Annotated in this window: 19 protein-coding genes and 2 riboswitches; of the genes, 8 read left to right on the top strand and 11 right to left on the bottom strand. The window is 71.7% G+C overall.

Annotated features, from left to right (window positions below; all coding sequences use genetic code 11):
• Positions 1 to 350 precede the first annotated feature (350 nt).
• Both ACYVHU_RS15715 and ACYVHU_RS15710 read right to left on the bottom strand, forming a co-directional pair.
• The gene (locus tag ACYVHU_RS15715) at positions 351 to 1,085 is read right to left on the bottom strand and encodes a tRNA-dependent cyclodipeptide synthase (RefSeq protein ID WP_078761807.1); all 735 of its coding nucleotides are present in this window, start codon (positions 1,083 to 1,085) and stop codon (positions 351 to 353) included.
• Positions 1,082 to 2,623: a class I adenylate-forming enzyme family protein gene (locus tag ACYVHU_RS15710; RefSeq protein ID WP_432937471.1), complete on the bottom strand. Its 1,542-nt coding sequence runs from the start codon at positions 2,621 to 2,623 to the stop codon at positions 1,082 to 1,084. Before ACYVHU_RS15710 ends, ACYVHU_RS15715 begins: the two co-directional genes overlap by 4 nt.
• Positions 2,624 to 3,598: 975 nt before the next feature.
• Here ACYVHU_RS15710 and ACYVHU_RS15705 point away from each other — a divergent pair.
• From ACYVHU_RS15705 to ACYVHU_RS15695, 3 genes are all read left to right on the top strand, one after another.
• Entirely contained in the window at positions 3,599 to 4,051 is a 453-nt protein-coding gene (locus ACYVHU_RS15705) for a MarR family winged helix-turn-helix transcriptional regulator (RefSeq protein ID WP_078761809.1), read from the top strand.
• A 690-nt stretch (positions 4,052 to 4,741) separates the two neighbouring features.
• Positions 4,742 to 6,802: an MMPL family transporter gene (locus ACYVHU_RS15700; RefSeq protein WP_144390113.1), complete on the top strand. Its 2,061-nt coding sequence runs from the start codon at positions 4,742 to 4,744 to the stop codon at positions 6,800 to 6,802.
• A gap of 162 nt (positions 6,803 to 6,964) precedes the next feature.
• Positions 6,965 to 7,297, top strand: coding sequence for a hypothetical protein (locus ACYVHU_RS15695; protein WP_078761811.1), 333 nt, complete (start codon positions 6,965 to 6,967; stop codon positions 7,295 to 7,297).
• Positions 7,298 to 7,304: 7 nt separating this feature from the next.
• On the opposite strand, the gene ACYVHU_RS15690 is transcribed toward ACYVHU_RS15695, so the two are convergent.
• From ACYVHU_RS15690 to ACYVHU_RS15680, 3 genes are all read right to left on the bottom strand, one after another.
• On the bottom strand, positions 7,305 to 8,114 hold the full coding sequence (locus tag ACYVHU_RS15690; RefSeq protein WP_432937476.1) for an alpha/beta fold hydrolase: 810 nt from the start codon (positions 8,112 to 8,114) through the stop codon (positions 7,305 to 7,307).
• A 123-nt stretch (positions 8,115 to 8,237) separates the two neighbouring features.
• Entirely contained in the window at positions 8,238 to 8,633 is a 396-nt protein-coding gene (locus ACYVHU_RS15685) for a VOC family protein (protein ID WP_498948843.1), read from the bottom strand.
• A complete protein-coding gene (locus ACYVHU_RS15680; protein WP_144390099.1) occupies positions 8,630 to 9,202 on the bottom strand; it encodes a putative glycolipid-binding domain-containing protein in 573 nt (190 codons plus the stop codon). Before ACYVHU_RS15680 ends, ACYVHU_RS15685 begins: the two co-directional genes overlap by 4 nt.
• Positions 9,203 to 9,320: 118 nt before the next feature.
• Positions 9,321 to 9,504, top strand: a riboswitch (cobalamin riboswitch).
• Between the two features lie 88 nt (positions 9,505 to 9,592).
• On the opposite strand from ACYVHU_RS15680, the gene ACYVHU_RS15675 reads away from it, so the two are divergent.
• From ACYVHU_RS15675 to ACYVHU_RS15665, 3 genes are all read left to right on the top strand, one after another.
• Positions 9,593 to 10,591: an ABC transporter substrate-binding protein gene (locus ACYVHU_RS15675; RefSeq protein WP_078761814.1), complete on the top strand. Its 999-nt coding sequence runs from the start codon at positions 9,593 to 9,595 to the stop codon at positions 10,589 to 10,591.
• Positions 10,592 to 10,605: 14 nt separating this feature from the next.
• Complete coding sequence (locus tag ACYVHU_RS15670) at positions 10,606 to 11,706, top strand: FecCD family ABC transporter permease (RefSeq protein ID WP_078762057.1); 1,101 nt, start codon at positions 10,606 to 10,608, stop codon at positions 11,704 to 11,706.
• 70 nt (positions 11,707 to 11,776) lie between these two features.
• Entirely contained in the window at positions 11,777 to 12,568 is a 792-nt protein-coding gene (locus tag ACYVHU_RS15665; RefSeq protein WP_498948840.1) for an ABC transporter ATP-binding protein, read from the top strand.
• 77 nt (positions 12,569 to 12,645) lie between these two features.
• Here ACYVHU_RS15665 and ACYVHU_RS15660 read toward each other — a convergent pair whose 3' ends face one another.
• The 3 genes from ACYVHU_RS15660 to ACYVHU_RS15650 form a co-directional block, all read right to left on the bottom strand.
• Positions 12,646 to 13,719 (bottom strand): ribonucleotide-diphosphate reductase subunit beta, encoded by a 1,074-nt coding sequence (locus tag ACYVHU_RS15660; protein WP_078761815.1) that lies wholly within the window; start codon positions 13,717 to 13,719, stop codon positions 12,646 to 12,648.
• A 70-nt stretch (positions 13,720 to 13,789) separates the two neighbouring features.
• The gene (locus tag ACYVHU_RS15655) at positions 13,790 to 16,252 is read right to left on the bottom strand and encodes a ribonucleoside-diphosphate reductase subunit alpha (protein ID WP_078761816.1); all 2,463 of its coding nucleotides are present in this window, start codon (positions 16,250 to 16,252) and stop codon (positions 13,790 to 13,792) included.
• A gap of 136 nt (positions 16,253 to 16,388) precedes the next feature.
• A riboswitch (cobalamin riboswitch) is annotated at positions 16,389 to 16,606 on the bottom strand.
• 356 nt (positions 16,607 to 16,962) lie between these two features.
• Positions 16,963 to 17,964 (bottom strand): helix-turn-helix transcriptional regulator, encoded by a 1,002-nt coding sequence (locus ACYVHU_RS15650; protein ID WP_078761818.1) that lies wholly within the window; start codon positions 17,962 to 17,964, stop codon positions 16,963 to 16,965.
• A gap of 62 nt (positions 17,965 to 18,026) precedes the next feature.
• Here ACYVHU_RS15650 and ACYVHU_RS15645 point away from each other — a divergent pair, with 62 nt between their 5' ends.
• On the top strand, positions 18,027 to 20,300 hold the full coding sequence (locus ACYVHU_RS15645; RefSeq protein WP_498948839.1) for an ATP-binding cassette domain-containing protein: 2,274 nt from the start codon (positions 18,027 to 18,029) through the stop codon (positions 20,298 to 20,300).
• 252 nt (positions 20,301 to 20,552) lie between these two features.
• A complete protein-coding gene (locus ACYVHU_RS15640) occupies positions 20,553 to 20,894 on the top strand; it encodes a DUF5713 family protein (RefSeq protein WP_498948838.1) in 342 nt (113 codons plus the stop codon).
• A gap of 59 nt (positions 20,895 to 20,953) precedes the next feature.
• On the opposite strand, the gene ACYVHU_RS15635 is transcribed toward ACYVHU_RS15640, so the two are convergent.
• The 3 genes from ACYVHU_RS15635 to ACYVHU_RS15625 all read right to left on the bottom strand — a co-directional run bounded on the left by ACYVHU_RS15635 (position 20,954) and on the right by ACYVHU_RS15625 (position 24,054).
• On the bottom strand, positions 20,954 to 21,508 hold the full coding sequence (locus ACYVHU_RS15635; protein WP_200813626.1) for a hypothetical protein: 555 nt from the start codon (positions 21,506 to 21,508) through the stop codon (positions 20,954 to 20,956).
• 31 nt (positions 21,509 to 21,539) lie between these two features.
• On the bottom strand, positions 21,540 to 23,162 hold the full coding sequence (locus ACYVHU_RS15630) for an NYN domain-containing protein (protein ID WP_078761821.1): 1,623 nt from the start codon (positions 23,160 to 23,162) through the stop codon (positions 21,540 to 21,542).
• Between the two features lie 229 nt (positions 23,163 to 23,391).
• On the bottom strand, positions 23,392 to 24,054 hold the full coding sequence (locus ACYVHU_RS15625; protein ID WP_432937490.1) for a hypothetical protein: 663 nt from the start codon (positions 24,052 to 24,054) through the stop codon (positions 23,392 to 23,394).
• Positions 24,055 to 24,269 lie beyond the last annotated feature (215 nt).

Below are 24,269 nucleotides of genomic sequence, written 5' to 3'. Positions count from 1 at the left end.
GTGCCCGTTGCCCTGCGCGAGAACGGGGAATCGCGGGGAACCAGCGGCATTCGCCCCACATCACCGCAGGTCATAAAGCCCACTGGTCAGCGGACACCCCTCCGGGTTGCTTCCCAAGCTGACAGCGCGGGTTCGATTCCCGTCACCCGCTCCACGCAGCCGAAGGCCAGGTAGATCGGTGGAAACCGAACACCTGGCCTGACGCGTTTCCAAGGGTCTGTAGGGGGCGCGTGCCCGATCGCCGCGCACCGCCACCTCATCTCCCGGCCACCCACGCCCCACCCGCGCGCCTTCCTCGGCTCCTCGGTGGCCCGCTCCTCACGACGCTCGGCGAGTTCCCACGCCCGATGTCACCCCCGTTCCGGGGCCGGACGGATCATGGCGTAGCCCTGCCGGGGCGAGGGGTGCAGGGTGGACTTGCCGGCGAAGACCAGCTCCGCCAGCGGGAGGGACTGGTGGTAGAAGTTCAGCGACGACCGAACGCCGAAGATGTCGGCCGAGGCGAGGAAGAACGGCAGTTCGGCGGTGAGGTAGCGCATGGCCTGTTCGATGTGCTCGCCGGTGATCGGCCCCTCGTGTCCCCGGGCGGTGAGGACGTCCCTGCTCATCTCCGCGCACGTCTCCCATAAGACGTCGTCCTCGCCCAGCGCCCGCTCGCATTCGGCGAGCACGTCCCGGTAGACCTCGTTGGCGGCCAGGTCCGACATCCGGTGCAGGCCGTCGGCGTCCCTCGGCCCACCGTTGGCCTCCCAGGCGCGGACGACCCGGTTGCGCACCGCGTTGGTCTCGCCGCGTGCCTTCTTCCGGGCGCGGCGCGGGTCGTAGCCGAGCGCGAGGTAGGTGTGCTCCAGCGCCGAGTCGGGGATGACGACGTCGACGCGGGCGAACTCCGCGCGGAGCCAGCCCAGGAGGCCGGTCAACAGTCCGACCTGGAAGTAGCTGTTTCCGGGGCTGACCCCGAGGACCACGTGCTCGCCACGCTCCCGGATCGTGTGGCAGGCGTCCGTGAACGGTTCGACGGTGAAGGACGCCCACTGGCGGCCGGGGTCGCCGCCCCGGTCCGCCGCGCCCGTGGGGGCCGTCATGTCCAACGACCGGTTCCGGGCCGTTCGGCCCCGTCCAGGTACCGCCGGCGCAGCTCCTCCCGGCGGATCTTGCCGGTGCCGGTGCGGGGCACCTCGTCGAAGCCGACCACGATCGGTTCGGCGAGTTCGGGGAGGCCGCGCGTCGCCCTGCGCCACCGTTCCCGGTCGAGCCGGCCATCGGGGGTGGCGACAACGGGGACCGGTGGTCCGCCGCTGACCGCCAGCAGGGCCACGTCGTGCCGCTCGGGCAGGTGGTCGACGAGCACGTCCTCCAGTTCGAGGCAGCTCATGCCGGGGACGTGGTTGACCTCGCGGTCGAGGAGTTTGACGCTGCCGGTCCGGGTCTTGATGCCGATGTCGCCGGTGTTCCACCACTCGCCCACGGCTTTCTCGTTCCACCGCTCGGGTTCGCGGTAGTAGCCGACGCAGCGCGCCTTCGTGCGGGCGAACACCAGCCCGGGACGGCCGTTGGGCACCGGGCGGAAGGTCTGGGGATCGACCACCTTGATCTGGACGAAGGTGGGCATCGGGCGTCCCACCACGCGGGGACCCGGTTTCTGGTCGCGCCGCCGGTTGGCCGTGCGGCGGGTAATGAACGTCATCCCCAGCCCGCCGGTCTCCGACTGCCCGTACCCGTACCGCCACACGGGGAAGCGGTGCCGGGAGGCGTTCAGGAAGGTGCGGATCGTCGACCAGTACACCGCGTCGAAGGTGCTCGCGAACATGCGCACCGAGGAGAACACGTTCCGGCGGCCGTCCAGGGCGAGTTCCTCCAGCCGCGCGTAGTCGATCGGCAGCGCCTCGATCACGGTGGGCGGATGTTCGCGAAACAGCGGCTGGACGACCTCGGGGTCGCTGTCGCTCATGAGGAGGACCTTGGCCGGGGACAGGGTCAGCACCGAGTAGATCCACGTGAAGGCGCGGGCGTGGACGTAGGGCATGAACACCGCCACGCTGTCGTCCCGCCGGTAGGTGATCGGCGGCAGATGCCGGCATTCCAGCCTGGCCATCTGCCCTTGGAGCTTGGCCGGGGTGTACATGATGAGCTTGGGAACGCCGGTGGTCCCCGACGTGTGGGTGAGCATCATCAGCTCGCCGTTTCCACGCGGGACGGGGGCCGGTTCGGCGGCCCCGTCGAACTCCGCGAGGGACAGCGCGTCGGGCACCTCCTTGTCGAGGCACAGGGTCTGCTCGGCGAACGAGGAGAGCGTGCTCCCGTCCTCGGCCTCGCGTGTCAGGCGCTGGTGGTCGCTGACCAGCAGTTTCGGTTCGGCGCGCCGGAGCAGCGCGCGCACCGCGTCGTCGGGCAGCAGGCCCGAGAGCATGACGGGGATCGCGCCGATCCTGCTGGCGGCCGCGGCGAGCAGGACGCAGTCGAAGTGGTTGGCCTTGAACACGGCGACCCGGTCGCCGGAGCGGACGCCCGCCGCGTGGAGCACCCCCGAGAGCCTGCGCACGAACTCGGCCATGTCGGCCACGTCGATGACGGTCCGGCCGATCGGGTCGATGTCGAGGGGGCGGTCGAGGCGGAAGAGCATGGACGCGCCCTGTTCCGCCCTGCGGTCGAAGAATAGGCCGATATCGTATTTCCAGAGTTGCCTATTACGCATCCGTTTCCCCGTTTGCCGACATAGGAGCGGGACAAGCGAGCCGCTTTCCCCGGAACACGGCCACGGACAAGACAAGCAACGGCCAACCATCAGGTCAACCTCAATATTCACATCCGCAGCAAAGGCCAGATGTGGCCTCGACACCTTCTCCTATTTGCTGTTCAATTCGCTTCTTTTGCGAGCCCGCGGTTATGCCACTCCATTCGGAAAACAGACACATCAAGAAACCCCACAAAGGCGACAAGACAGCCAGACTCTCTGGAAATACGTATTTCGCCTACAATCCGGCGTCCGACGTCGACTCCCGGCGAGCCGCCGTCCCTGGTATCCCGCCACACCATGGCCGACACCGCGTGGCTCCGATCGGTCAGCGGGCCCCGGGCGACGGAAAGCCCGTGCCGGCGAGCGCGTCAGCGGGGCGGTCACGCGCCGCTCCGGCACCCGGCCATGGAGCCCGCCCTCGCGGACGTCCGCGGAAAGCCGGAGCATACGCACCGTCTCACCGCCGGGGCCGCATAGCGGCGTCAGGGTGATCGTTCCCGACCGCGAATGGGATCGCCTTCCTCGACGCGGCGGAACCCGCCCCGCTCTGATCCCGCCCGCCCCGGATGACGTGGAGTGGTACCGCTCACGCGCTCACGGCACGTCGAGTACCCGTAACCCGCCGGCGTCGATGGTGACACCGCCCCGGAGGTCGGGGCCGCGGTCACGAAAGGGAAGGAGCAGGGGCCAGCGTTCCCGATCTCCAGGCCCGTTGGCCTCCTCCCCGGAAACATCACCGATCCGGACGGACTTTTAATTGCATAAGCGAAATACGAGCGCACGCTGCTAATAACGCCTGGTCGCCTATACTGATGGCGGGGAGGTTCCGGTCTCCCCTCGTCGCACCCCGAGGAGACCGCAGTGTCGATGCCCGACGACGCCGCAGAGGCACGCGCGCAGGGCTGGCGCGCCCTCGCCGCGCTGCACGCCCGCATCGAGATCCACATCGAACGCGCCCTCCAGGCCGCCCACGGTCTCAGCGTGAGCGAGTACACGGTGCTCGACGTGCTGTCCCGGCAGAAGGGGCACCACATGCGCATGCAACAGCTCGCCCGGGCCGTCGTGCTCAGCCAGAGCGCCACCACCCGGCTCGTCACCCGGCTGGAGGACCAGGGCCTGCTCACCCGTTACCTGTGCGCCGACGACCGGCGCGGCATCTACACCGAGGTGAGTCCCGCGGGTCACGCCCGCCTGGACGAGGCGCGCCCCACCCACGACACCGCGCTGCGCGCCGCGTTGGACGAGGCCGCCGAGCTGCCCGAACTCGCGCCGTTGGTGGACGCCCTGCACCGGCTCGAACCCGCGGCCGGATAGCCGGTCCGGCCTCCTCGGCCGCTACGGACGAGCGCGCCCCTCCGTCCGGAGGAGCCATCCGCCGATCCGGGTCGGGTCCGTGCCCCGCGCCCGGCCCAGGGTCTCGCCCGGGCCGCCCGGGCCGGGACTCCCCGCGGGTTCGGCGGGGTCACCCCGCCCTCCCGGGTCCGGCCATCACGATCGCTCCGCCCGGCGCGCCGCCGGCCACGTAAGAGGCCGCCCCCCTTCTCGAACTTCTCCCGGCCGCTCCTGATCCGCCTCCTCGGTGACGGCGAGATCCCCTTCGGTGTGCGGGGCGGTCATCACCGTGGCGACGCGGTCCGCGTAGCGCGGCCCGGCGTCGGCTTCCAAGGTCCTGACGGCTCGCTCCGTTCCCTACCCGTCTCCTCCTCACCCCTCCCCGTGGGGATGTTCCGCCTCCCGGGGGGCAGGCGGGGGAGGGTGCGGGCGGTGCTATGCTCTCCGCAATTATCTCGATTTTCAAGATGCTTGTTTTTCAAGTCACATTTCACGGTCGAATCCACCGACGGGACGGAGAGGACGAGGGTGAGCGGAACGGTGAGACAGGGGGATCCCGTGCAGGCTCCCGACCGGCAGGACAGACCGGTGAAACGCAGACGCCTCATCTACGGGGCCGCGATCGTGCTCGTCCTGGTGTGGCTGGCCGGCGCCGGCCCGCTCGGCGCGTTCATGGGCCGCCTCTCGGAGGTACAGTCCAACGACAACTCGGCCTTCCTCCCGGTCAGCGCGGAGTCGACCGAGGTCCAGCGCATCCAGGAGGGCTTCCAGGAGGACGAGCGTGTCCCGGCCATCGTCGTCTACTCCGCCGAGGAGGCCCTGACCCCCGATGACCTGGCGGGAATCGCCGAGGACGCGGCCGCCATCGAGGCCGAGCCGTGGGCGTCGGGCCAGGTCATCGGCCCCGTCCCCGGACCCGAGGACGACAGCGTCGCCCAGCTCGTCGTCCCCCTCGCCGAGGACTCCGACACCGGCGAGGCGGTGGGGGAGCTCCGCGCGCTGCTGGACGGACGCGCCACCGGCACATCGCCGGAGGCGCTGGTCACCGGCCCCGCCGGGTTCGCCGCCGACATCTCGGCCGCCTTCGGCGGGATCGACGGCACCCTCCTGCTCGTGGCGCTCGCCGCGGTCCTGGTCATCCTCATCGCCGTGTACCGCTCCCCGCTGCTGCCGGTCGTCGTCATCCTGTCGGCGCTGCTGGCCCTCGCGCTGTCGGCCGCGCTGGTCTACGTGGCGGCCGACGCCGGCTGGATCCAGCTCAACGGGCAGAGCCAGGGCATCCTGTTCATCCTGGTCGTGGGGGCGTGCACCGATTACGCGCTGCTGCTGGTCTCGCGCTACCGCGAAGAGCTCCAACGGCGTCCCACCGCGCCGGAGGCCGTCCGCGCGGCGGTGCGCGGCACGGTCGAACCGATCCTGGCCTCCGGCGGCACCGTCATCCTGGGCGTGCTGTGCCTGCTCGCCAGCGACCTCGCCTCGAACCGGGGCCTGGGCCCGGTCGCGGCACTGGGCATCGCGGCCGCGCTGGTGTCCGCGCTGACCTTCCTGCCCGCGGTGCTGCTCCTGCTCGGCCGGGCCGCGTTCTGGCCGGTGCGGCCCCGTTACGAGGGCGGTTCAACGGCCCGGGAGGAGAGCACCGAGGCGGTGGTGCGCCGGCACCGGCTGTGGGGCGGGGTCGCCACCGCCGTCGCGCGACGTCCACGGCTGTACTGGGTCGGCACCGCGCTGGTGCTGGTCGTGGCGGCGGCGTTCGTCCCCCAGTTCCGGGCCGAGGGCACCTCACAGGTCGACGTGTTCCGCACCGAGGTGGACTCGGTGGCCGGCCAGGAGGTCCTCGAACGCGGTTTCGGCTCCGAGTCCACGGCGACCCCCGCCGTGATCGCGGCGAACGCCGACCACCTGGACGAGGTCGTCGCCGCGGCCGAGGACGTGGACGGGGTGAGCCGGGTGGTCCCGGTCACCGAGGGCGGCGCGCAGGGCGCGCCCGCCGCGGCGGGCGGCGGCGCCCCCGACGCCGAGCCCAAGGTCGTCGACGACCGGGTCCTGGTGGAGGCGACGCTCTCCGAACCCGCCGAGAGCACCGAGGCGATCGAGATCGTCCGCGACCTGCGCGCGGCCGTGCACGAGGTCGAGGGCGCCGACGCGCTCGTCGGCGGGACCACGGCGTCCAACCTGGACACGCTCGACACGTCCTCGCGCGACCTCGTGGTGGTGGTGCCGCTCGTGCTGGGCGTGGTGCTGCTCGTCCTGGTGGTGTTGCTGCGCTCGATCGTGGCGCCCGTGCTGCTGGTGCTGACGACCGTGGTGTCCTTCGGGTCGGCCCTGGGGGTCGGCGCGCTGGTGTTCAACCACGTCCTGGGCTTCCCGGGGGCCGACCCGGTGGTCCCGTTGTTCGCCTTCGTGTTCCTGGTGGCGTTGGGCATCGACTACAACATCTTCCTGATGACCCGGGTCCGCGAGGAGACGCTGCGCCACGGGCACCGCGAGGGCGTGCTGCGCGGGCTGACCGTCACGGGCGGGGTCATCACCTCGGCCGGCGTGGTGCTCGCCGCGACCTTCGCCGCGCTCGGGGTGATCCCGGTGCTGTTCCTCGTCCAGCTCGCCTTCCTGGTGGCGTTCGGTGTCCTGCTGGACGCGCTGATCGTCCGCTCGCTCCTCGTCCCGGCCCTGACCCTGGACCTGGGCCGGTGGATGTGGTGGCCCGGCGCCCCCTTCCGCCTCCCACGGAAGTAGGTGAGGGGGACGAGAAGGCGGGTGGCCCCGGGCGGATCGGCCCGGGGCCGCCCACCCCGCCGGCCTCCGGCGCCACGCGGACGCCCTTTCCGCCCCTTTGTCCGGCTTCGAAGCCGCCTCGCGGGGCAGGGACCCTATGGCCACCCCAGCGAAAGGACGCACATGCGCAAACGCAACGTCGCGGCCGACGTCACCGCCGGAATGCTGCTGTCCAACGCGATGCCCCACCTGATCATGGGCGTCGCCGGAAAGCGGATGCTGACCCCTGGCCGCCCGGACTCCTCCCCCACCCGCAACCTCGTGTGGGCCGGCCTGAACCTGGTCGGAGGGGCGCTCCTGCTCGGTGTCACCGGCTGGGGGACGGCCTCTCAAGAGGAGGCCGAACGCCGGATGGTCGCGGTGGCCGCCGGAATGCTGCTGAAGGACCTGTCCGGGCTCGGATACGAGCTGACGCTCGGCCCGGGACGCGCCGCGCTGCGGCGCGGCCGGCACTAGCCGCCCGTCACTCCCCCGAGACCGCCGCACCCGCCCGGCAGGTGTCCAGGATCGCCGCGGCGACCGCGCGCGGGCGGTCGGCCATGGGGACGTGGCCGCACCCCAGCAACGTCACCTGGCGGGCGTGCGGAATGCGCGCGCAGGCCCGGCGCGCGGCCCGGGCCGGGAGGATCCGGTCGAGGTCGCCCCAGCCGATGGTGACCGGGCACGGCACCTCGGAGGCGGTGAACTCGTAGTCGACAACGGGCCGGGCCAGGCGCACGAACGGCGACCCGGGCGACAGCACGGTCGCGTCGAAGCGCAGCTCACGCACTGCCGGGTCGGCGGGATCGCCCCGCAGGACCCGTTTGGCGATGGCCCGGGCCGGCCGGCTGGCCGCCGCGGCGAGCCGGACCGGTTCGGGGATCCGCGCCGCCAGCCCCATCCCACGGGTCAGCAGCCGTGTCCCGGCCTTCTCACGCGGCGTGGTGAACCCGATCGGCGCCAGCGCCGTCACCGACCCCGCCAGCCCCCGCGCGCCCAGTTCCAGCGCGATCGCGCCGCCCAGCGAGTTGCCGGCGAGGTGCGGACGCTCCAACCCCAGTGCTCGGCACGCCCGCGCGACGACGTCCACGAGGGAGTCCACGTCGTACCGCTCCTGCGCGGCGGGGGCCGGCGAGCGGCCGAACCCCGGAAGGTCGAGCGCGATGACGTCGTGCCGGCGCGCAAGCTCGTCCATGACCGGGTACCACGCCTGCCTGCGGTGCCCGAGACCGTGCAGCAGTACCAGCGGACTGCCCGAGCCCCTGCGGTCGTAGACGATGTTCCACGGTTTCATGAACTCCAGGTGTACCCGATGCGGGAGGGTGGCGTCGGGTGGAGGTCCCGCCGGCGACGTCCCCGCCCGTTCCGTTCGGACCTCGCGTGCCCGGCGGCTCCCCATGGGGCCGGGCCACCGCGCTCACGCCCGCGAGGCGACCAGTTCCACCTCGAACCCGTCGGCGTCCTCCAGGTAGCCGGCGTAGTGGCGGTCGCCGCCGGCGTGGGGGTAGCGGTCGGCGAAGAGCGGGGACCAGCCGTGCGACGGCGCGGCGGCGACGAGGGCGTCGACCCCGGCCGCCGAGGAGACGTGGAACGCCAGGTGGTTGAGCCCGGGACGGTGCCGGTCGTGGGTCCGCGCGGACAGCGCCGGGGAGCGTTCCATGACCAGGTAGGTGGCCCCCAGTCGCCAGCTCCGTCCGGCCGGCCACGCCTGGAAGGGCTCCCAGCCCAGTTCGCCCAGCAGCCACCCCCAGCTCGTGGCCGCCCGTTCCAGGTCGGCCACCCACAACTCGACGTGGTGCAGCGCGCCGTTCACCGGATCCTGCGGGCGAACCGGTCGTAGTCGATGACGAGCCCATCGGCGTCCACCGTCAGCTCGTAGCGTTCCTCGACGGGTCCTCGGTACTCGTAGCGGTCGACACCGCCGAAGGGCGCCAGCCTCGTGTAGCGCTGGGCCATGCGGTGGATCTTGAGGCCCGGGACGTCGATCCAGGCCACCGCGATGTCACGTGATTCGCCCGGTTCGAGCCCCAGCCTGCGGATCGGCAGCGTGTTGGTGAGCGGGGTCGCCGCGACGTCGACGTCCAGGCAGCCGTCCAGGCGGGGCTCCCTGCGTCCGTTGACGGTCCACTGCCCGCCACCCCCGGTCAGCGTGATCCGTTCGGCGCCCCGTTCCGTCAGCACCTCCACCTCGACCTCGCGGGTCACCCAGGCGAGGTCGGCGCGCACGGTGAACCGGCAGCCGAAGTGTTCGCGCCGGTCGGCGATGACCTCGCTGCCCTCCAGCCGGAACCCGGCGGGCTCGGCGACGAGCGCCCCCACCCCCGTCCCCTCGGGGACGTCGATGCGCGTCCAGGCGGCGGGCAGACGGTACGTGACGGACATGCCGACCGTTCTACCCCTTCTCCGTGTCGCCGCGCCATACCCGGTGTCACCGTATGGGCACAAATCGCACCCCGGACGCCCACCGCGGCGCGGACGCCCCTGCCCCTCGCACCGGCCGCCCGAGGGGTGCGGCGTTAGCATGTGCAGGCGACGGAAACCAGGAAGCCGGTGCGAGTCCGGCACGGTCCCGCCACTGTGATCGGGGAGCCGAACCCCCCGCGCGCCACGGTGCCCCGCACCGGAAGGCCGGGTGAGGCGTTGATCCGCGAGTCAGGAGACTGGGCCGTCGCTGCTTCGTCCACGCGGGCGCGGATCCCCGCGAGACGTGCCCGGCGGCCCGCCTCCGGTTCCTTCTCGCGCCGTGCCCGGATCCCGCGAGAGGACCCTGACGTGCACCTCCCCTTCCCCCGCCGGCCGCGCGCGTTCGCGCTCCCGGCCGCCCTGGCCTGCGCCGCCCTGGTGGCCGGCTGCGGCGCCGGCCCCGCCGAGCCTGCCGCCGACCCGGCGACCGGATCCGCCGAGGGCCGCCCGCTCACCCTGGACAACTGCGGCGTCGAAGTGAGCGTGACGGCGCCGCCCGAACGGGTCGTCACCATGAACCAGCACGTCACCGAGGTGATGCTGGCGCTGGGCCTGGAGGACCGACTCGTGGGCACCGCGTTCCTCGACGACGAGATCGTGCCGGAGTACCGCGACGCCTACGAGAAGGTCCCGGTGCTGGCCGACGAGTACCCGTCGTTCGAGGACCTGCTGGCGGCCGAACCCGACTTCGTCTACGGCGGCTTCGCCAGCGCGTTCGACGAGACCCAGGGGCGCGGCAGGGCCGCGCTGGCCGACGCGGGCATCCTCACCTACCAGAACATCGAGCAGTGCGTCGACGAGGTGACGGTGGGCACGGTGGAGGAGGAGATCCGCAACGTCGCCGCGATCTTCGGGGTGGAGGAGCGCGGCGAAGAGCTCATCTCGGAGATGAACGACGAGCTCGCGCGCACCGAGGCGGCGCTGGAGGGCGTCGACCCCGTCGACGTGCTCGTCGTGGACTCCATCGGGGCGACCGTGTTCACCTCGGGCGGCAGCGGCATCGGCAGCGACCTGATCGCCCGCGCCGGCGGACGCAACGTCTTCGACGACGTGGACGACACCTTCGCGGACGTGTCCATCGAACAGGCCGCCGAACGCGCGCCCGAGGCGATCCTGTTCTACGACTACGGCTCCACCGGCATCGAGGACAAGCGGGCGGCCGTGCTCGCCGACCCCCTGCTGGCCGGCACGCCGGCGGTGGAGCGGGAACGGTTCGCGGTGCTGCCCCTGACCTCGGCCCTGGTGGGGATCCGGGTCGGCGACGCGGTCGCCGACATCGCCGAACAGCTCCATCCGGGCGTGTTCTGAGCGTGCGCGCGCGGATGCGGATCGGGCGGCCGGCACGGCGGGCGGCGGGAAGCGCGGCGCCGGTCCGCCGCGGCGGTGGCCGGCTGAGCGTGGCCGTGGTCCTGCCGCTGCTGGTGGCGGGGCTGGTGGCGGCGGTGACCGCGGGGATCGCCGTGGGATCGGTCGCGGTCTCCCCCGCCGACACCTGGGGGATCATGCTCCACCGGGTGGTGCCCGGGTGGGTGGAGGTGTCGTGGCCGGCGACGCACGAGCGGATCGTGCTCTCCTCCCGGCTGCCGCGCGTCCTGCTCGGGGTGGTCGCCGGCGCGGGGCTGGCCCTGGTGGGGATGGTGCTCCAGGCGCTGGTGCGCAACCCCCTGGCCGACCCCTCCCTGCTGGGGGTGTCCTCGGGGGCGACGTTGGGCGCGGTGCTGGTCGTGGTGTCGGGGGTGGGGCTGTTCGGCGTGTACTCGCTGCCGTTGTCGGCGTTCCTGGGGGCGCTGGTCGCGCTGGTCACCGTGTACCTGCTGGCGCGGACGGGCGGCCGGACGGGTTCCACCCGGCTGGTGCTCTCGGGGGTCGTGGTCGGGCAGGTGTTCCTGTCGGCGTCGAGCCTGCTGATCATGACCTCGGGCGACCCGCACGCCTCGACCGCGGTGACCCGGTGGACGCTGGGCGGGCTGGGCGGCACGACCTGGCAGACGCTGACCCTGCCGTCGGCGGTGGTGGTGCTGCTGCTCGCGGCGCTGGCGGCGCGGACGCGGTCGCTCAACCTGCTCCTGGCCGGTGAGGAGGCGGCGACGACGATGGGGCTGGCCGTGGGACGGTTCCGGACCGAGATGTTCCTGTTGACGGCGCTGGTCACCGGGGTGATCGTCGCGGTGAGCGGGGTGATCGGGTTCGTCGGCCTGATGATGCCGCACATCGCCCGGCTGCTCGTCGGCGCCGACCACCGTCGGGCGCTGCCCGTGGCGACGCTGCTCGGTGCGGTGTTCCTCGTCCTGGCCGACCTCGCCTCGCGTACCCTGGCCAGCCCCGAGGAACTTCCGGTGGGCATCCTCACCGCGTTGTCCGGCGCCCCGTTCTTCCTGTGGTTGATGCACCGGGAGTCGCGTGGCCGGCGGGGCCGCCCGTGACGACGCCCCCTCCGTCCACAGCCTGTGGACACCCCTTCCACTCCCCTCTTCCACCCGGAAGGACCACACCATGAGCCACCACGGCGTCCACCCCGCGTCGTTGTCGCTGCGCGGGGTCGGCTGCCGGGTCGAGGGCACCGACCTGGTGCGCGACGTCGATCTCGACGTCGCGCCCGGCGAGTTCGTCGGCGTCATCGGCCCCAACGGCGCCGGCAAGTCCACGCTGCTGCGCACCGTGCACCGGACCCTGCGGCCCCGGACCGGGAGTGTCCGCATCGACGGCGAGGACCTGTGGGCGCTGTCGCAACGGGCGCTGGCCCGGCGTGTGGCCGCCGTCCTCCAGGAGAACGGCGCGGACTTCGAACTGACCGTCGACGAGGTCGTCGCGATGGGCCGCGCCCCGCACAAGCGGGCCTTCTCCCCCGACAACGACGACGACCGGCGCCTGGTGATGACCTCACTGGAACTCGTCGGCGCCGCCCATCTGGCCGCCCGGTCCTATCCGACCCTGTCGGGCGGTGAACGGCAGCGCGTCCTGCTCGCCCGCGCGCTGGCCCAGGAACCCGCCCTGCTGGTCCTGGACGAGCCGACCAACCACCTCGACATCGCGCACCAGCTCGACGTGCTGGCCGTCGTGCGCCGGCTCGGCACGAGCGTGCTGGCCGTGCTGCACGACCTGAACCTGGCCGCGCTGTTCTGCGACCGGCTCTACGTCGTGGACCACGGCCGGGTCGTGGCCGCCGGCACGCCCGCGGCCGTGCTCACCCCCGACCTGCTCGCCGAGGTGTACCGGGTCCAGGCCGACGTCGCCCTCCATCCGCTGACCGGCGCCCCCAACGTCGTGCTGCTCCCACCACGCTGAGCCCGCCCGTCGGACACGAGGAGGCCCGGCCGGCGCCTCACACGCCGGCCGGGCCGCCCCCTACGCGGATCGACAGGTCAGTCCCAGTCCAGGCCGCCCCCTGTCTGGTACTCGATCACGCGGGTCTCGAAGAAGTTCTTCTCCTTCTTGAGGTCCATCATCTCCGACATCCACGGGAACGGGTTCTCGGTCTCGCCGAAGATCGGCGCCAGGCCGATCTGCTCGGCCCGCCGGTCGGTGATGAAGCGCATGTACTGCTCGCACAGCCCGCTGTTGAGCCCCAGGATGCCGCGCGGCATCGTCTCGCGGCCGTAGGCGATCTCCAGCTCGCACGCCTCCGCCAGCATCGAACGCACCTCGGCCTGGAACTCCTCGCTCCACAGGTGCGGGTTCTCGATCTTGATCTGGTTGATGACGTCGATCCCGAAGTTCAGGTGGATGCTCTCGTCACGCAGGATGTACTGGTACTGCTCGGCGATGCCCACCATCTTGTTGCGCCGCCCCAGCGACAGCACCTGCGCGAAGCCGGTGTAGAACCACATCCCCTCGAACACCACGTAGAAGGCGACGAGGTCGCGCAGGAACGCCTGGTCGGCCTCTGGCGTGCCCGTCGCGAAGTCGGGGTCCTCCAGGTTGCGCGTGTACCTCAGCGCCCAGGCGTCCTTCTCGGTGATCGAGGGGATCTCCCGGTACATGTTGAACAGCTCGCCCTCGTCCAGGCCGAGGCTCTCGCAGATGTACTGGAAGGTGTGGGTGTGCACGGCCTCCTCGAACGCCTGGCGCAGCAGGTACTGGCGGCACTCGGGATTGGTGAGGTGGCGGTAGACCGCGAGCACGATGTTGTTGGCGACCAGCGACTCCGCCGTGGCGAAGAAGCCGAGGTTGCGCTTGAGCATCAGCCGCTCGTCGTCGGTGAGGCCGTCGGGCGACCTCCACAGGGCGATGTCGGCCTGCATCGCCACCTCGGTGGGCATCCAGTGGTTGTTGCAGCCGGCCAGGTACTTCTCCCACGCCCAGTGGTACTTCAGCGGCAGGAGCTGGTTGACGTCGGCGCGGGCGTTGATCATGGCCTTGTCGCCGACGTCGACCCTGCCGGCGTCGCGCTGGATCTCACCGAGGCCGGTGGTGTCGTTCTCCGAAACGGTGGTCATCTCGTCGTTCTCTCAGGAGGTCGGGTGAGCGGGGCCGGGGCGGGGCGCCGCCCCGGCCGGGAGGGCGCCGCTACTGGCACGCCTCGCACTCGGGGTCGTCGATGGAGCAGACCGCGCCCGTGACGGGGGCGGGGGCCGGCGCCGGGGAGGGCGCGGCGGCCGGCGGCGTCGCCGCGACCGCGTTGAGCCGGCCGTCGGTGCCGCGCAGGGTGCTCTTCTCCACGTGGGTCGCGCTCTGCGAGCGCAGGTAGTAGGTGGTCTTCAACCCGGACCGCCAGGCCCGCCGGTACAGCTCGTCGAGCTTGCGGCCGCTGGGCGCCGCCATGTAGAGGTTCAGCGACTGCGCCTGGTCGATCCACTTCTGGCGCCGCGCCCCCGCGTCGACCAGCCACGACGGCTCGATCTCGAACGCGGTCGCGTACAGCTCCTTCAGGTCGACCGGGATGCGCGCGATCTCGCCGAGGCTGCCGTCGTGCAGTTTCAGCTCGGTCACCATCTCCTCGTCCCACAGCCCGCGCTCCTTCAGGTCGCGGACCAGGTAGGGGTTGATGACGGTGAAGTCGCCCGACATGTTGGACTTCACGTACAGGTTGCGGTAGATCGGTTCGATCGACTGGCCGACCCCGGTGATGTTGGCGATGGTCGCGGTCGGCGCGATCGCCAGCACGTTGGAGTTGCGCATCCCCTGGGAGCGCACCTTGGCGCGCAGGGCGTCCCAGTCGAGCCGCTCGGTGGTGTCGACGTCGAGGTCGCCGCCGCGCGCCTCGGCGAGCAGCCGCAGCGAGTCGATCGGCAGCACGCCCCGGCTCCACAGCGACCCGTCGAACGTGGCGTAGGAGCCGCGCTCGGCGGCGAGGTCGCTGGACGCCTCGATCGCGTGGTAGGAGATGAGCTCCATGCTCTCGTCGGCGAACTCCACGGCGCCGCGCGAGCTCATCGGCAGCCGGAGTTCGAACAGCGCGTCCTGGAAACCCATGAGCCCCAGGCCGACCGGGCGGTGGCGCATGTTGGCGCGCTCGGCCTCGGGGATCGTGTAGAAGTTCACGTCGATGACGTTGTCGAGCATCCGCACGGCGGTGCGCACGGTACGGCGCAGCCGGTCGGCGTCCAACCCGTCCGGCCCGACGTGGGCGGCCAGGTTCACCGAGCCGAGGTTGCACACGGCCACCTCGTCGGCGCTGGTGTTCAGGGTGATCTCGGTGCACAGGTTGGAGGAGTGCACCACGCCCACGTGCTGCTGCGGGGAGCGCAGGTTGCACGGGTCCTTGAAGGTGATCCACGGGTGGCCGGTCTCAAACAGCATCGTCAGCATGCGCCGCCACAGGTCGACGGCGCGCACCCGGCGCCACACCCGGATCTCGCCGGCGTCGGCGGCCCGCTCGTAGGCGACGTAGCGCTCGGCGAACTCCGGCCCGTACAGGTCGTGCAGGTCGGGCACCTCGTCGGGGGAGAACAGGGTCCACTCGGCGCCGGCCTCGACCCGCTGGAGGAACAGGTCGGGCACCCAGTTGGCGGTGTTCATGTCGTGGGTGCGGCGCCGGTCGTCACCGGTGTTCTTGCGCAGGTCGAGGAACTCCTCGATGTCGATGTGCCAGGTCTCCAGGTAGGCGCAGACGGCCCCCTTCCGTTTGCCCCCTTGGTTGACCGCCACCGCCGTGTCGTTGGCGATCTTCAGGAACGGCACGACACCCTGGCTGTTGCCGTTGGTGCCCCTGATGTGGGCGCCCATGCCGCGCACCGGGGTCCAGTCGTTGCCCAGGCCGCCGGAGTACTTCGACAGCATCGCGTTGTTGGAGATGCCGTGGAAGATCGCCTGGAGGTCGTCGCCGATCGTGGTGAGGAAGCAGGAGGAGAGCTGGGGGCGGCGGGTGCCGGAGTTGAACAGCGTCGGCGTGGAGCACATGAAGTCGAACGACGACAGCAGGTCGTAGAACTCGATCGCCCGGGCGTCGCGGTCGTCCTCGCGCAGGGCCAGGCCCATCGCCACGCGCATGAAGAACGCCTGCGGCAGCTCGTAGCGGACGCCGCCGCTGTGCAGGAAGTAGCGGTCGTAGAGGGTCTGGAGACCGAGGAAGGTGAACTGAAGGTCACGTTCGGGGCGCAGCGCCGCGCCGAGCCGGTCCAGGTCGAAGTCGGCCAGTTCGGGGGCGAGCTGGTCCAGCTCGATCCCGCGGGCGATGTAGTCCTTGAGGTAGGCCGGGTAGCGGGCGGCCATCTCCGCCTGGCCCGCCTCGTCGAACCCTCCGGCCAGGAATCCCAGCGCCTCGCGGCGGAGCTTGTCCAGCAGCAGCCGGGCGCTGACGTAGGAGTAGCCGGGGTCGACCTCGACGAAGGTCCTGGCCGCCATGACCAGGGCGAGCTCCAGCTCGGCGGGGGTGATGCCGGGGTAGAGGTTGCGCCGCGCCTCCGCGAGGACCGTCTCCGCCGAGACGCCGGCGAGTCCGGCGCAGGCCTCACCGACCACCATCCGAACCCGTTCCATGGGGTCGGCGGTTCCTCCCGCTGACGGCGCGACCTCGGTGCCGAGGGACATGGTGACTCCAACCAGGTAGACGGTAACCGGCCGGGTCCTGAGCAGGAGGGCACACGTCCGGGAGTGGGCACATGTCGGCCCATGTCCGTCCCTGGTTCGCGCGGCGGCCCTCCCTCGAGGCCCCGTTCCGTGCGCGCACGCGCGCACGCCGATGGCAGGTCTTCGGACTCACGGGCGTGGGCGGATTCCTCCGGCCCGGCCTACCGGCCGTCGCTTCCCAGGCGTGTGGCACCCAGTGCGTGTTGACGGCTTCCGTTCCCGTTCACCGCTGCGGGGCAGTCCCGGATTCCCACCGGGTTCCCTCTTGCCTCACCCGGGGAATGCACCGGGTGAACCATCAGCGGGAGAGATACTACATCTGGTGGCGACAGGTCGCGACAGCCGCAAGATATCGGCGCGCCACCGTTGGTTCACCGATCTGGTAGGCGGAACGGACCGTGGCCCCCCGAGCACTCCGCGAAGGCGGCCCCGGCGGGTGGAACAGTGGACCGACGAGACGGACCGCTCTGAGGGCGCCTCTCCGCCACCAGGCGACCGTCGAGGAGGTGCGCACGCGAGGGGATCGCGCGGGAGCGGTGCGTGGCCTGTGGCGGCTCGCTGTCGGACGGCCCCCTGTTCGGGCACCTGGCGCGCACGGTCGCCGTCAACGCCGACCACCACCTCGCCGACATCGCGCGTGTGGACCATCGCGGCACCGACCTGTGGGACGCCTACCTGCTCGGCCGCGGACTGCTGGACGGTTCGGGGGAAGGACCGGACACCGCCTCCAGGACCCTCCGGGCGAACCGCGCGCACCAGGCGTGAAGGTCCTGCGGCTCGTGGACGGTGAAGTCGGCGTCGAGGAAGGCGAGCTTGAGCAGGAGCCACTCGGGTGAGTGGATCCAGGTCGTGAGCCGGCTGGTGGCCGCCCCGAGGGGTTCGATCGCGCAGTCCTCCCAGGTGAAGACGTCGGCGACGGCCGTGGCGGGCGCGTCGACGGTGAGGACCACGCGCCGCCGGTCGGGGCGCATGGCGGTGCGCAGGTAGTCCTCCACCGAGTCGGCGGGGAGGGGACGGGGGGTGAAGGACGTCCCGGTGCCGCGCACGCCGCCGATGCGGTCCACCCGGTAGACACGCCAATCGTCCCTGTCGAGGTCCCAGCCGAACAGGTACCAGCGCAGGTGGCGCACCACCTGGCGGTGGGGTTCGACGCGGCGGTGCGTGCCGACCCCGTTCCTGTCCTCGTAGTCGAAGGTGACGACCTCGTGGTGGTGGGCGGCGCCGGCGAGCAGGACGAGCGTCCGGGGGTCGGCGGACGGGCCGGACTGGGGTGCCGCTTCGAGGGTCGCCCGCAGGGCCCGCGCCTTCGGCCGCAGCGAGCGGGGCAGGAGCTGGTCGATCATGCCGTAGGCGCGCTGCGCGGCGCCGTCGAGCCCGCCGGGGGCGTCGGGCGGCGTGGTGGCCGCGACGATCGCCAGTCCGACCAGGGTGGCGACCGCCTCGTCGTCGTCGAGGACCAGGGGCGGGAGGGCGCGGCCCGCGCCGAGTCGGTAGCAGCCGCCGGGGCCCGGGCGCGTGGTGACGGGGTATCCGTAGGCGCGCAGGCGTTCCACGTCGCGGCGCAGGGTGCGGGGGCTCACCTCCAGTCGACGGGCGAGCTCGTCGCCGGAGAAGCCACGCCCGCTCTGGAGGGTGGCGAGCAGGTCGAGCATCCGGCGGGTGACATCGGCCATGCCCCCATCATCGCCGGTTTCGCGGTCAGGATCCGGCCACATCTGTTCCTAGCGTCATGGCCATGCAGATGCGACGGCAGGACGGCGCGCAGCGGATGATCCGGATCAGGCGCGCCAGGACGAACAACCTCAAGGGCGTCGACATCGACGTCCCCCGCAACGCCGTGGTCGTGTTCGCGGGGGTGTCCGGGTCGGGGAAGTCCTCGCTGGTGTTCGACACCATCGCGGCCGAGGCCGGCCACCAGTTGAACGAGACCTATCCGCCGTTCGTCCGCAACCGGCTGCCCAAATGGCGTCGGCCGGAGGTGGACCACATCGACGGTCTGTCCCCGGTCGTGGTGATCGACCAGCGCCGTATCGGGGGCAACGCGCGTTCCACGGTGGGGACGATCACCGACGCCTACACCTACCTGCGCCTGTTGTTCTCGCGGGTGAGCGAGCCCCACGTGGGCGAGTCGAACCACTTCTCGTTCAACGACCCGGCGGGGATGTGTCCGACCTGCTCGGGGCTGGGGGAGACGGTGGTCAGCGCCGTCGACCGGTTCCTCGACCTCGACCGGTCCCTGGAGGAGGGGGCGATCCTGCTGCCCGGTTTCGGCAGGGGCGGCTACTGGTACTCCCAGTACGCCGACATCGGTTCCTTCGAGCCGACCACGCCGCTCCGCGAGTGGAGCGCGGAGCAACGGCGGGCGCTGCTGTACGGCGGCGAGGCCGCGGCGCGGCTCGGCACGCGGCCACCGAAGGACTACGAGGGGATCGTCGAACGGTTCGAGCGGATCTACCTGCGCACCTCGGACGACCTGTCCCAGCGCAAACAGGAGGTGCTGGCGCGCTTCACCCGGCGCGAGGTCTGCCCGGAGTGCCGGGGTGAGCGGCTCGCCGAGGCGCCCAGGACGGCGACCGTCCTGGGCCGCACGATCGGCGAGATGACGCGTATGGAGGTCGCCGACCTCGCCGCGCTGGTCGCCGGCGTCACGCGGCCCGATGTCGCCCCGGTGGTGGAGGCGCTGCGGGAGCGCCTGGACGCGATGACACGGATCGGCCTGGGCTATCTGTCCCTGTCCCGGGCCACCACGACGCTGTCGGGCGGCGAGTCCCAGAGGATCAAGACCGTCCGCCACCTGGGCAGCAGCCTCGCCGAGATGGTGTACGTGTTCGACGAGCCCACCGTCGGCCTGCACTCCCACGACGTCACGTCCATGATCGACCTGTTGCTGCGGTTGCGGGACAAGGGCAACACGGTGCTGGTGGTCGAGCACGATCCCGCCGTGATGCGGGTGGCGGACCAGATCGTCGAGATCGGTCCGGGCGCCGGCGACGCCGGCGGGAACGTCGTCTTCCAGGGCCCCTGGGAGGAGCTTCGTCGGGCCGACACGCCCACCGGCCGCGTGGTGCGGGCGCGCTCGGCGTCCGCGCCGCCGCGGCGCCGGCCCACGGGGGCTCTGACGGTCCGCGGGGCGTCCCGCAACAACCTGCGCGACGTCACCGTGGACATCCCCACCGGTGTCCTCACCGTGTTGACCGGTGTCGCCGGTTCGGGCAAGTCCAGCCTCGCCGCGGAGCTCGTGGAGCGGCACGACGCCGTGGTCATCGACCAACGTCCGGTGTCCACCGGTCGCCGATCGACCCCGATGACCTACACCGGCATCGCTCCGGCGATCCGCCGGCTCTTCGCCCGGGCCAACGGGGTCGGTGTGAAGTTGTTCAGCGCCAACTCCGAGGGAGGCTGTGCCCCGTGTGGCGGGCTGGGGGTCATCTACACGGACCTGGCCTTCATGGACGGCCAGGAGGTCACCTGCGAGGCGTGCCAGGGGCGGCGTTTCTCCCCTAAGGCGCTGGCGCATACCGTCGGCGGGCTCAGCATCGCCGACGTCGACGACCTCACCGTCGCCGAGGCGGTGGAGCGCCTCGGCGACGAGGCGGTCGTGCGGACGCTGGACGTGCTGCGTACCGTCGGGCTGGGCTATCTCCGCCTGGGCCAGCCGCTCGGCACCCTTTCGGGCGGTGAGTGCCAGCGTCTCAAGATCGCCCGGGAACTCGCCGGCGACGCGCGGCCCGCCGCCCTTTACGTCCTGGACGAGCCGACGACCGGGCTGCACCCGTCCGACACCGCGACCCTGTTGCGCGTCCTGGACAACCTGGTCGACTCCGGTGCCGGCGTGGTCGTCGTGGAGCACGACCTCGACGTCATCTGGCACGCCGACCGGGTGATCGATCTCGGTCCCGGTCCGGGCCGGCACGGCGGCCGGGTGATCTTCGAGGGCACCCCCGACGAGCTCGCCCGGGAGGAGGGCTCGTTGACCGGGGCGGCGTTGCGGGGCCGGGCGTTCGGCTGAGCCTCGTCGGGGCGCGTTCCGCCCGGCGCCGGACCGGGGACCGTCGTTCGGGCCGAGCAGGTGGGATCGCTCCCGGGCAGAGCGGTCCCCGCGCCGGCCCGTGACGTGCCGGCGCCGCCGGTCCGCGCGGCCGTGCCGCCAGGGCCTGGTGCGAAAACGCCGGTCACCGCCGGTTCGGCCCTCAGGTGCGGCTCGTTGTCAGCGGCGCCGGGCATGATCGGCCCGTCGGTTCTTCCAAGGGGACGGGACACTATGCCGATCACCAATCCGCAGGTGGCGGGGCACGCTTTTCTGCGACAGCTGTACGCGGACTCCTACTTCCCCGATCACGTCGTCGACAAGGGCCGGATGGTCCTGCTGCGGCTGTGCGAGCGGATCGAGGCTGAGCGGCCGTCGGATCTGGCGGCCCTGTACGCGCTCACCCAGGCCGCGACGGAGGAGTTCAACCTCCTGGAGGCGGAGTTCGAGGCGGCCGGGAGCGAGATCGAGACGGTTGCGCGGGAGGAGATCGCTGAGGGCTTCTGGTTCGTCGCGTCCGCCTACGGGTTCCCGGACGCCGACGTCGAGGAGCTGATCGCCACCCGGGACTGGTGAGCGGCGTCCGGCAACGGGATCGGGCCGCCGGTCAGGGCCATCCGTTTTCGCGACAGGCGCTAGCCGTCGAGCAGCCGGTCGAGGTCGTCCTCGGTGAAGCCGAGGTCCATGCGGATCCGGAAGCGGATGCGCAACAGCTCCAGCAGGAGGTCGTGCATGTAGGGCGAGACGTCCTGGTGGCGGAAGCGCTCCACCCCGAGGGTGGCCCACTCGTGGGCTCCGGTGAGGTCGTCGTGCGCCTGTAGGGTCTCGGCGATGTGGATGTAGGTGGGGAGGTTGCGGGGTCCCTCGGCGCGGAGCCGGTCGAGCTGGGTCCGGGCCTCCTCGACACGGTCGAGTTCGAGAAGGGCGCCGCACTGCAACGCGCGGGCGTCGATGATGGTGACGCCCCCGTCGTCGATGGCGCGCTGGTAGATGGCCACGGCCAGTTCGAACTCCTGGGCCATCTCCCACTGCTCACCGGCGCGGACGAACAGCTCGGCGCGACAGATCTCGCTGTCGGCGTCGACTTGGTTGGCCAGGTCGGCCAGCTCCCTCGCGACCTCGGCGTGGTCGCCGGACTGCACGGCCCGGAATTCCAACCGATCGAGGTCTGCCGTCGTCACCCGGGTCACTTGCCACCTCCCTGTGCTTGCCGCCGGCGATCTACTGTGCGTGCGAACGTTCGAGGGCCTCCCAGAAGCCCTGCCGCAGTGCGTGGCGGACCTCGTCACGCAGCAGGTAGTCGATCGGCAGCACCGAACCCTGGAGCAGCCGCGCCTCCAGGTCGGAGGGCATGCGCGGCTTGCGTGCCAGCACGGCCTCCCGCCAGAGGGCCGGCGCGTCACGCGCGATGGATTCGGCGAAGCCGTCGCCCTCTTTCCGCGCGATGGCGACGGCCTCCTCGACGGTCCGTGCCGGCGACCGCGGCAGGACATGATGCCCCGGCCGGGGGACCGGGTCGGTGTGGGGACCGTGGTGGACACGGTCGGCGGGGCGGGGGCCAGTAGCGGTCCCGGAGTCCTGTCCGGCTCCGGGGATGCTCCTGAACGCGGGATCAGTTCCCGTACTGGCCCCAAAAGTAGGGTTTGGTCCGGTATTACCTCCGAATCCCGGATTCTCCCCTGTGGCGGGCCCGTACCGTGGATCGGGCCCCGGCGGGGCCCCGCGTGTCGGTGGCGCCTCGCGTTCGTAGGGCGAACCCCCCATCACCGGATTGCGGTGGGCTCCCGTGGGGTGCTGTTGCGGCTGCCCCTGCGGCGGCGTGCCGTACCCGCCCTGCTGCATCCCGCGCATGCCCGGGTGGGCCCCGGTCTGCGGTGGCACCGCGTGACTCGGGTTGGGCCCCGTGGAGGCGGAGGAGTGCGCCATGCTCGTGTGCGCCCCGGTGGCCGGCTGCGCCGGCGGTGGCGTGTGCCCGCCCGTGGGGAATCCGTCGGCGTCGACCCCCGCGGCGGCGCCTCCCCGAGGTTCCATGCCGCTGGAGCCCTGGGGGGCGAGATGGTCGCCGCCGCGCTGCTGGGCGATGCTCTGCCGCATCGCGCGCAACTGCTCCATCGCGCTACCGGACGGCGCCTGCTGGGCTCCGGTGCCGGCGAAGACCGCGTCCAGGCCGGAGGGGGCGGGCTCCACCCGTGCGGCCCCCGCGTGCGCGGAGACCGGCCGGCGGTTGACCTCGCGCTCGGCCGAGCGCGAACGCCCGTTGCTCAACGGGGAGTGCGACGCGGGCGCCGCCTCCTCGCCGTTTCCGCTCCCGGCGAGCAGGTTGACGTAGGGACGCAGGTGACCGGCCCCGATCTCGATCAGGTCGTCGCACTCGCGGCGCAACGCCCGCGAGATCGTCCAGTTCCCCTCGACGGAGACGTGGATGACGGTGACCCGCACGCCGAGGTCCTGGACGTCGGCCACGACCTGCGCCATGTCCTCGTCCCCGCCGACCAGGACGGCGTCGCACAGCCTCCCGGTTCCGGCGAGCGTGATCAGATCCCGTTGGACATAGCTCTCGACGCCCTCCCGTCTGCCCGGACGGATGCGCGCGGCTCGGAACTTGACACCGGGAATGTCGGCGATGCCGTCCTGCTCCTGGTTGCGGCGTCCCTCGGGGGTCGCCTCGTACCAGTAGCAGCGCAGCACCGGAAGCCCCGTGCGGTCACGCGCGACCTCGTTGAGGAGCTGTACGAGTCCCGCATAGTCCCAGGACACGGAATCGCGGTTGCGGGTTCCGTGCACGGCCATCGCGCCGTCGGCCAGGAGGTAGCCGGCGTCAACGAACAACGCGCAGCGATCCACGCGACACCGCCCCTTCCCTTGTGTTCGGTTGCCCGGGTCGGTGGCCGGGTTCACCCGAAGATCGGTACTCGGCCAAAGACAGGCCGGGCCACAGCCTAACCAAGTCTGTGACGTTTTGTGTGCCGGGCCGCACACCTGGGATCGGGGAAGGGGATACGGTCCTGGAGCCGGGTCGTTTCGGGGCAGGGCGGTGACCCGCGCAAACGCCCACTGCCCGGGTCCGGGCCGCTCAGTCGTCGGTGTGCAGGATCGCACCGTCCTCGGCGCTCACGCCGATCTCGCGGTCATCGTCGACCTCGACCTCCCAGCGGGCGATCCGCTCTTCGGCGTCGTCATCGTCGTCGTCACGCTCGGCTGCCTCGAACTGCACGCTGGTGACGGTGCCGCCGAGTTCACGCTCGGCCGCCTGCGCGGCCTCCACCAGACCGACCCCGGCCTGCGCGGCCCGCATGTCCTCGTCATCGGCGCGACCCTCCCGCTCCGTGCTGACCGCGCCGCTCCGGTCCACGCGCAGTTCGTACTCGCGCTCCTCGTCGAGGACGACGACGTCGATCTCCCACCCGGCGCCCCCGCGTTCCACGTCGTGGACGACACCGTCGGGGACGGCCTCCTCGGCCAGGTTCAGGACGCGGGCCAGGTCGAGGATCGTCTCCTCGGAGCCGCCGGCCGGTTCGGCCGGGCCGCTCGACTCGCCGCCCGCGGACCGGGCGGGTTCGATGTCGGGCGTGGAGGACGCCGCCTCCACGTGCTGTCCGTCGCCGCGGGCCTCCGCCGGCGCGTCGGCGCCCAGGCCGGAGGCGAAGGCCAGTCCGGCACCGCCCAGGGCGATCAGCCCGACCGCCGCGGTTCCCGCGAGCAGCAGGGGGGTGCGTCCGAATCCATTGGCGGCCATGTGGTGCCCCTCTCGTCTGTGTCACGGCGCGCTTGCGCCGACATGTCACAGACTCGCGTGTCGCGTGCTAGCGATGCGCTGCGCCGACGTTAAGGCCGCGCTAAGAGGGCCGGGCGGGAGTCTCGGCGGTGTGCCTGTCGGTCTGGATGCCCGTCGGCTCTGCTGCGGGGAAGGGGCGGGTGCGTCTTTGAGAACCGTGGTGGGGAGCCGTGGTC

This window comes from Marinactinospora endophytica (assembly GCF_054780875.1).
This window is presented reverse-complemented; position numbering and strand designations above follow the sequence as displayed.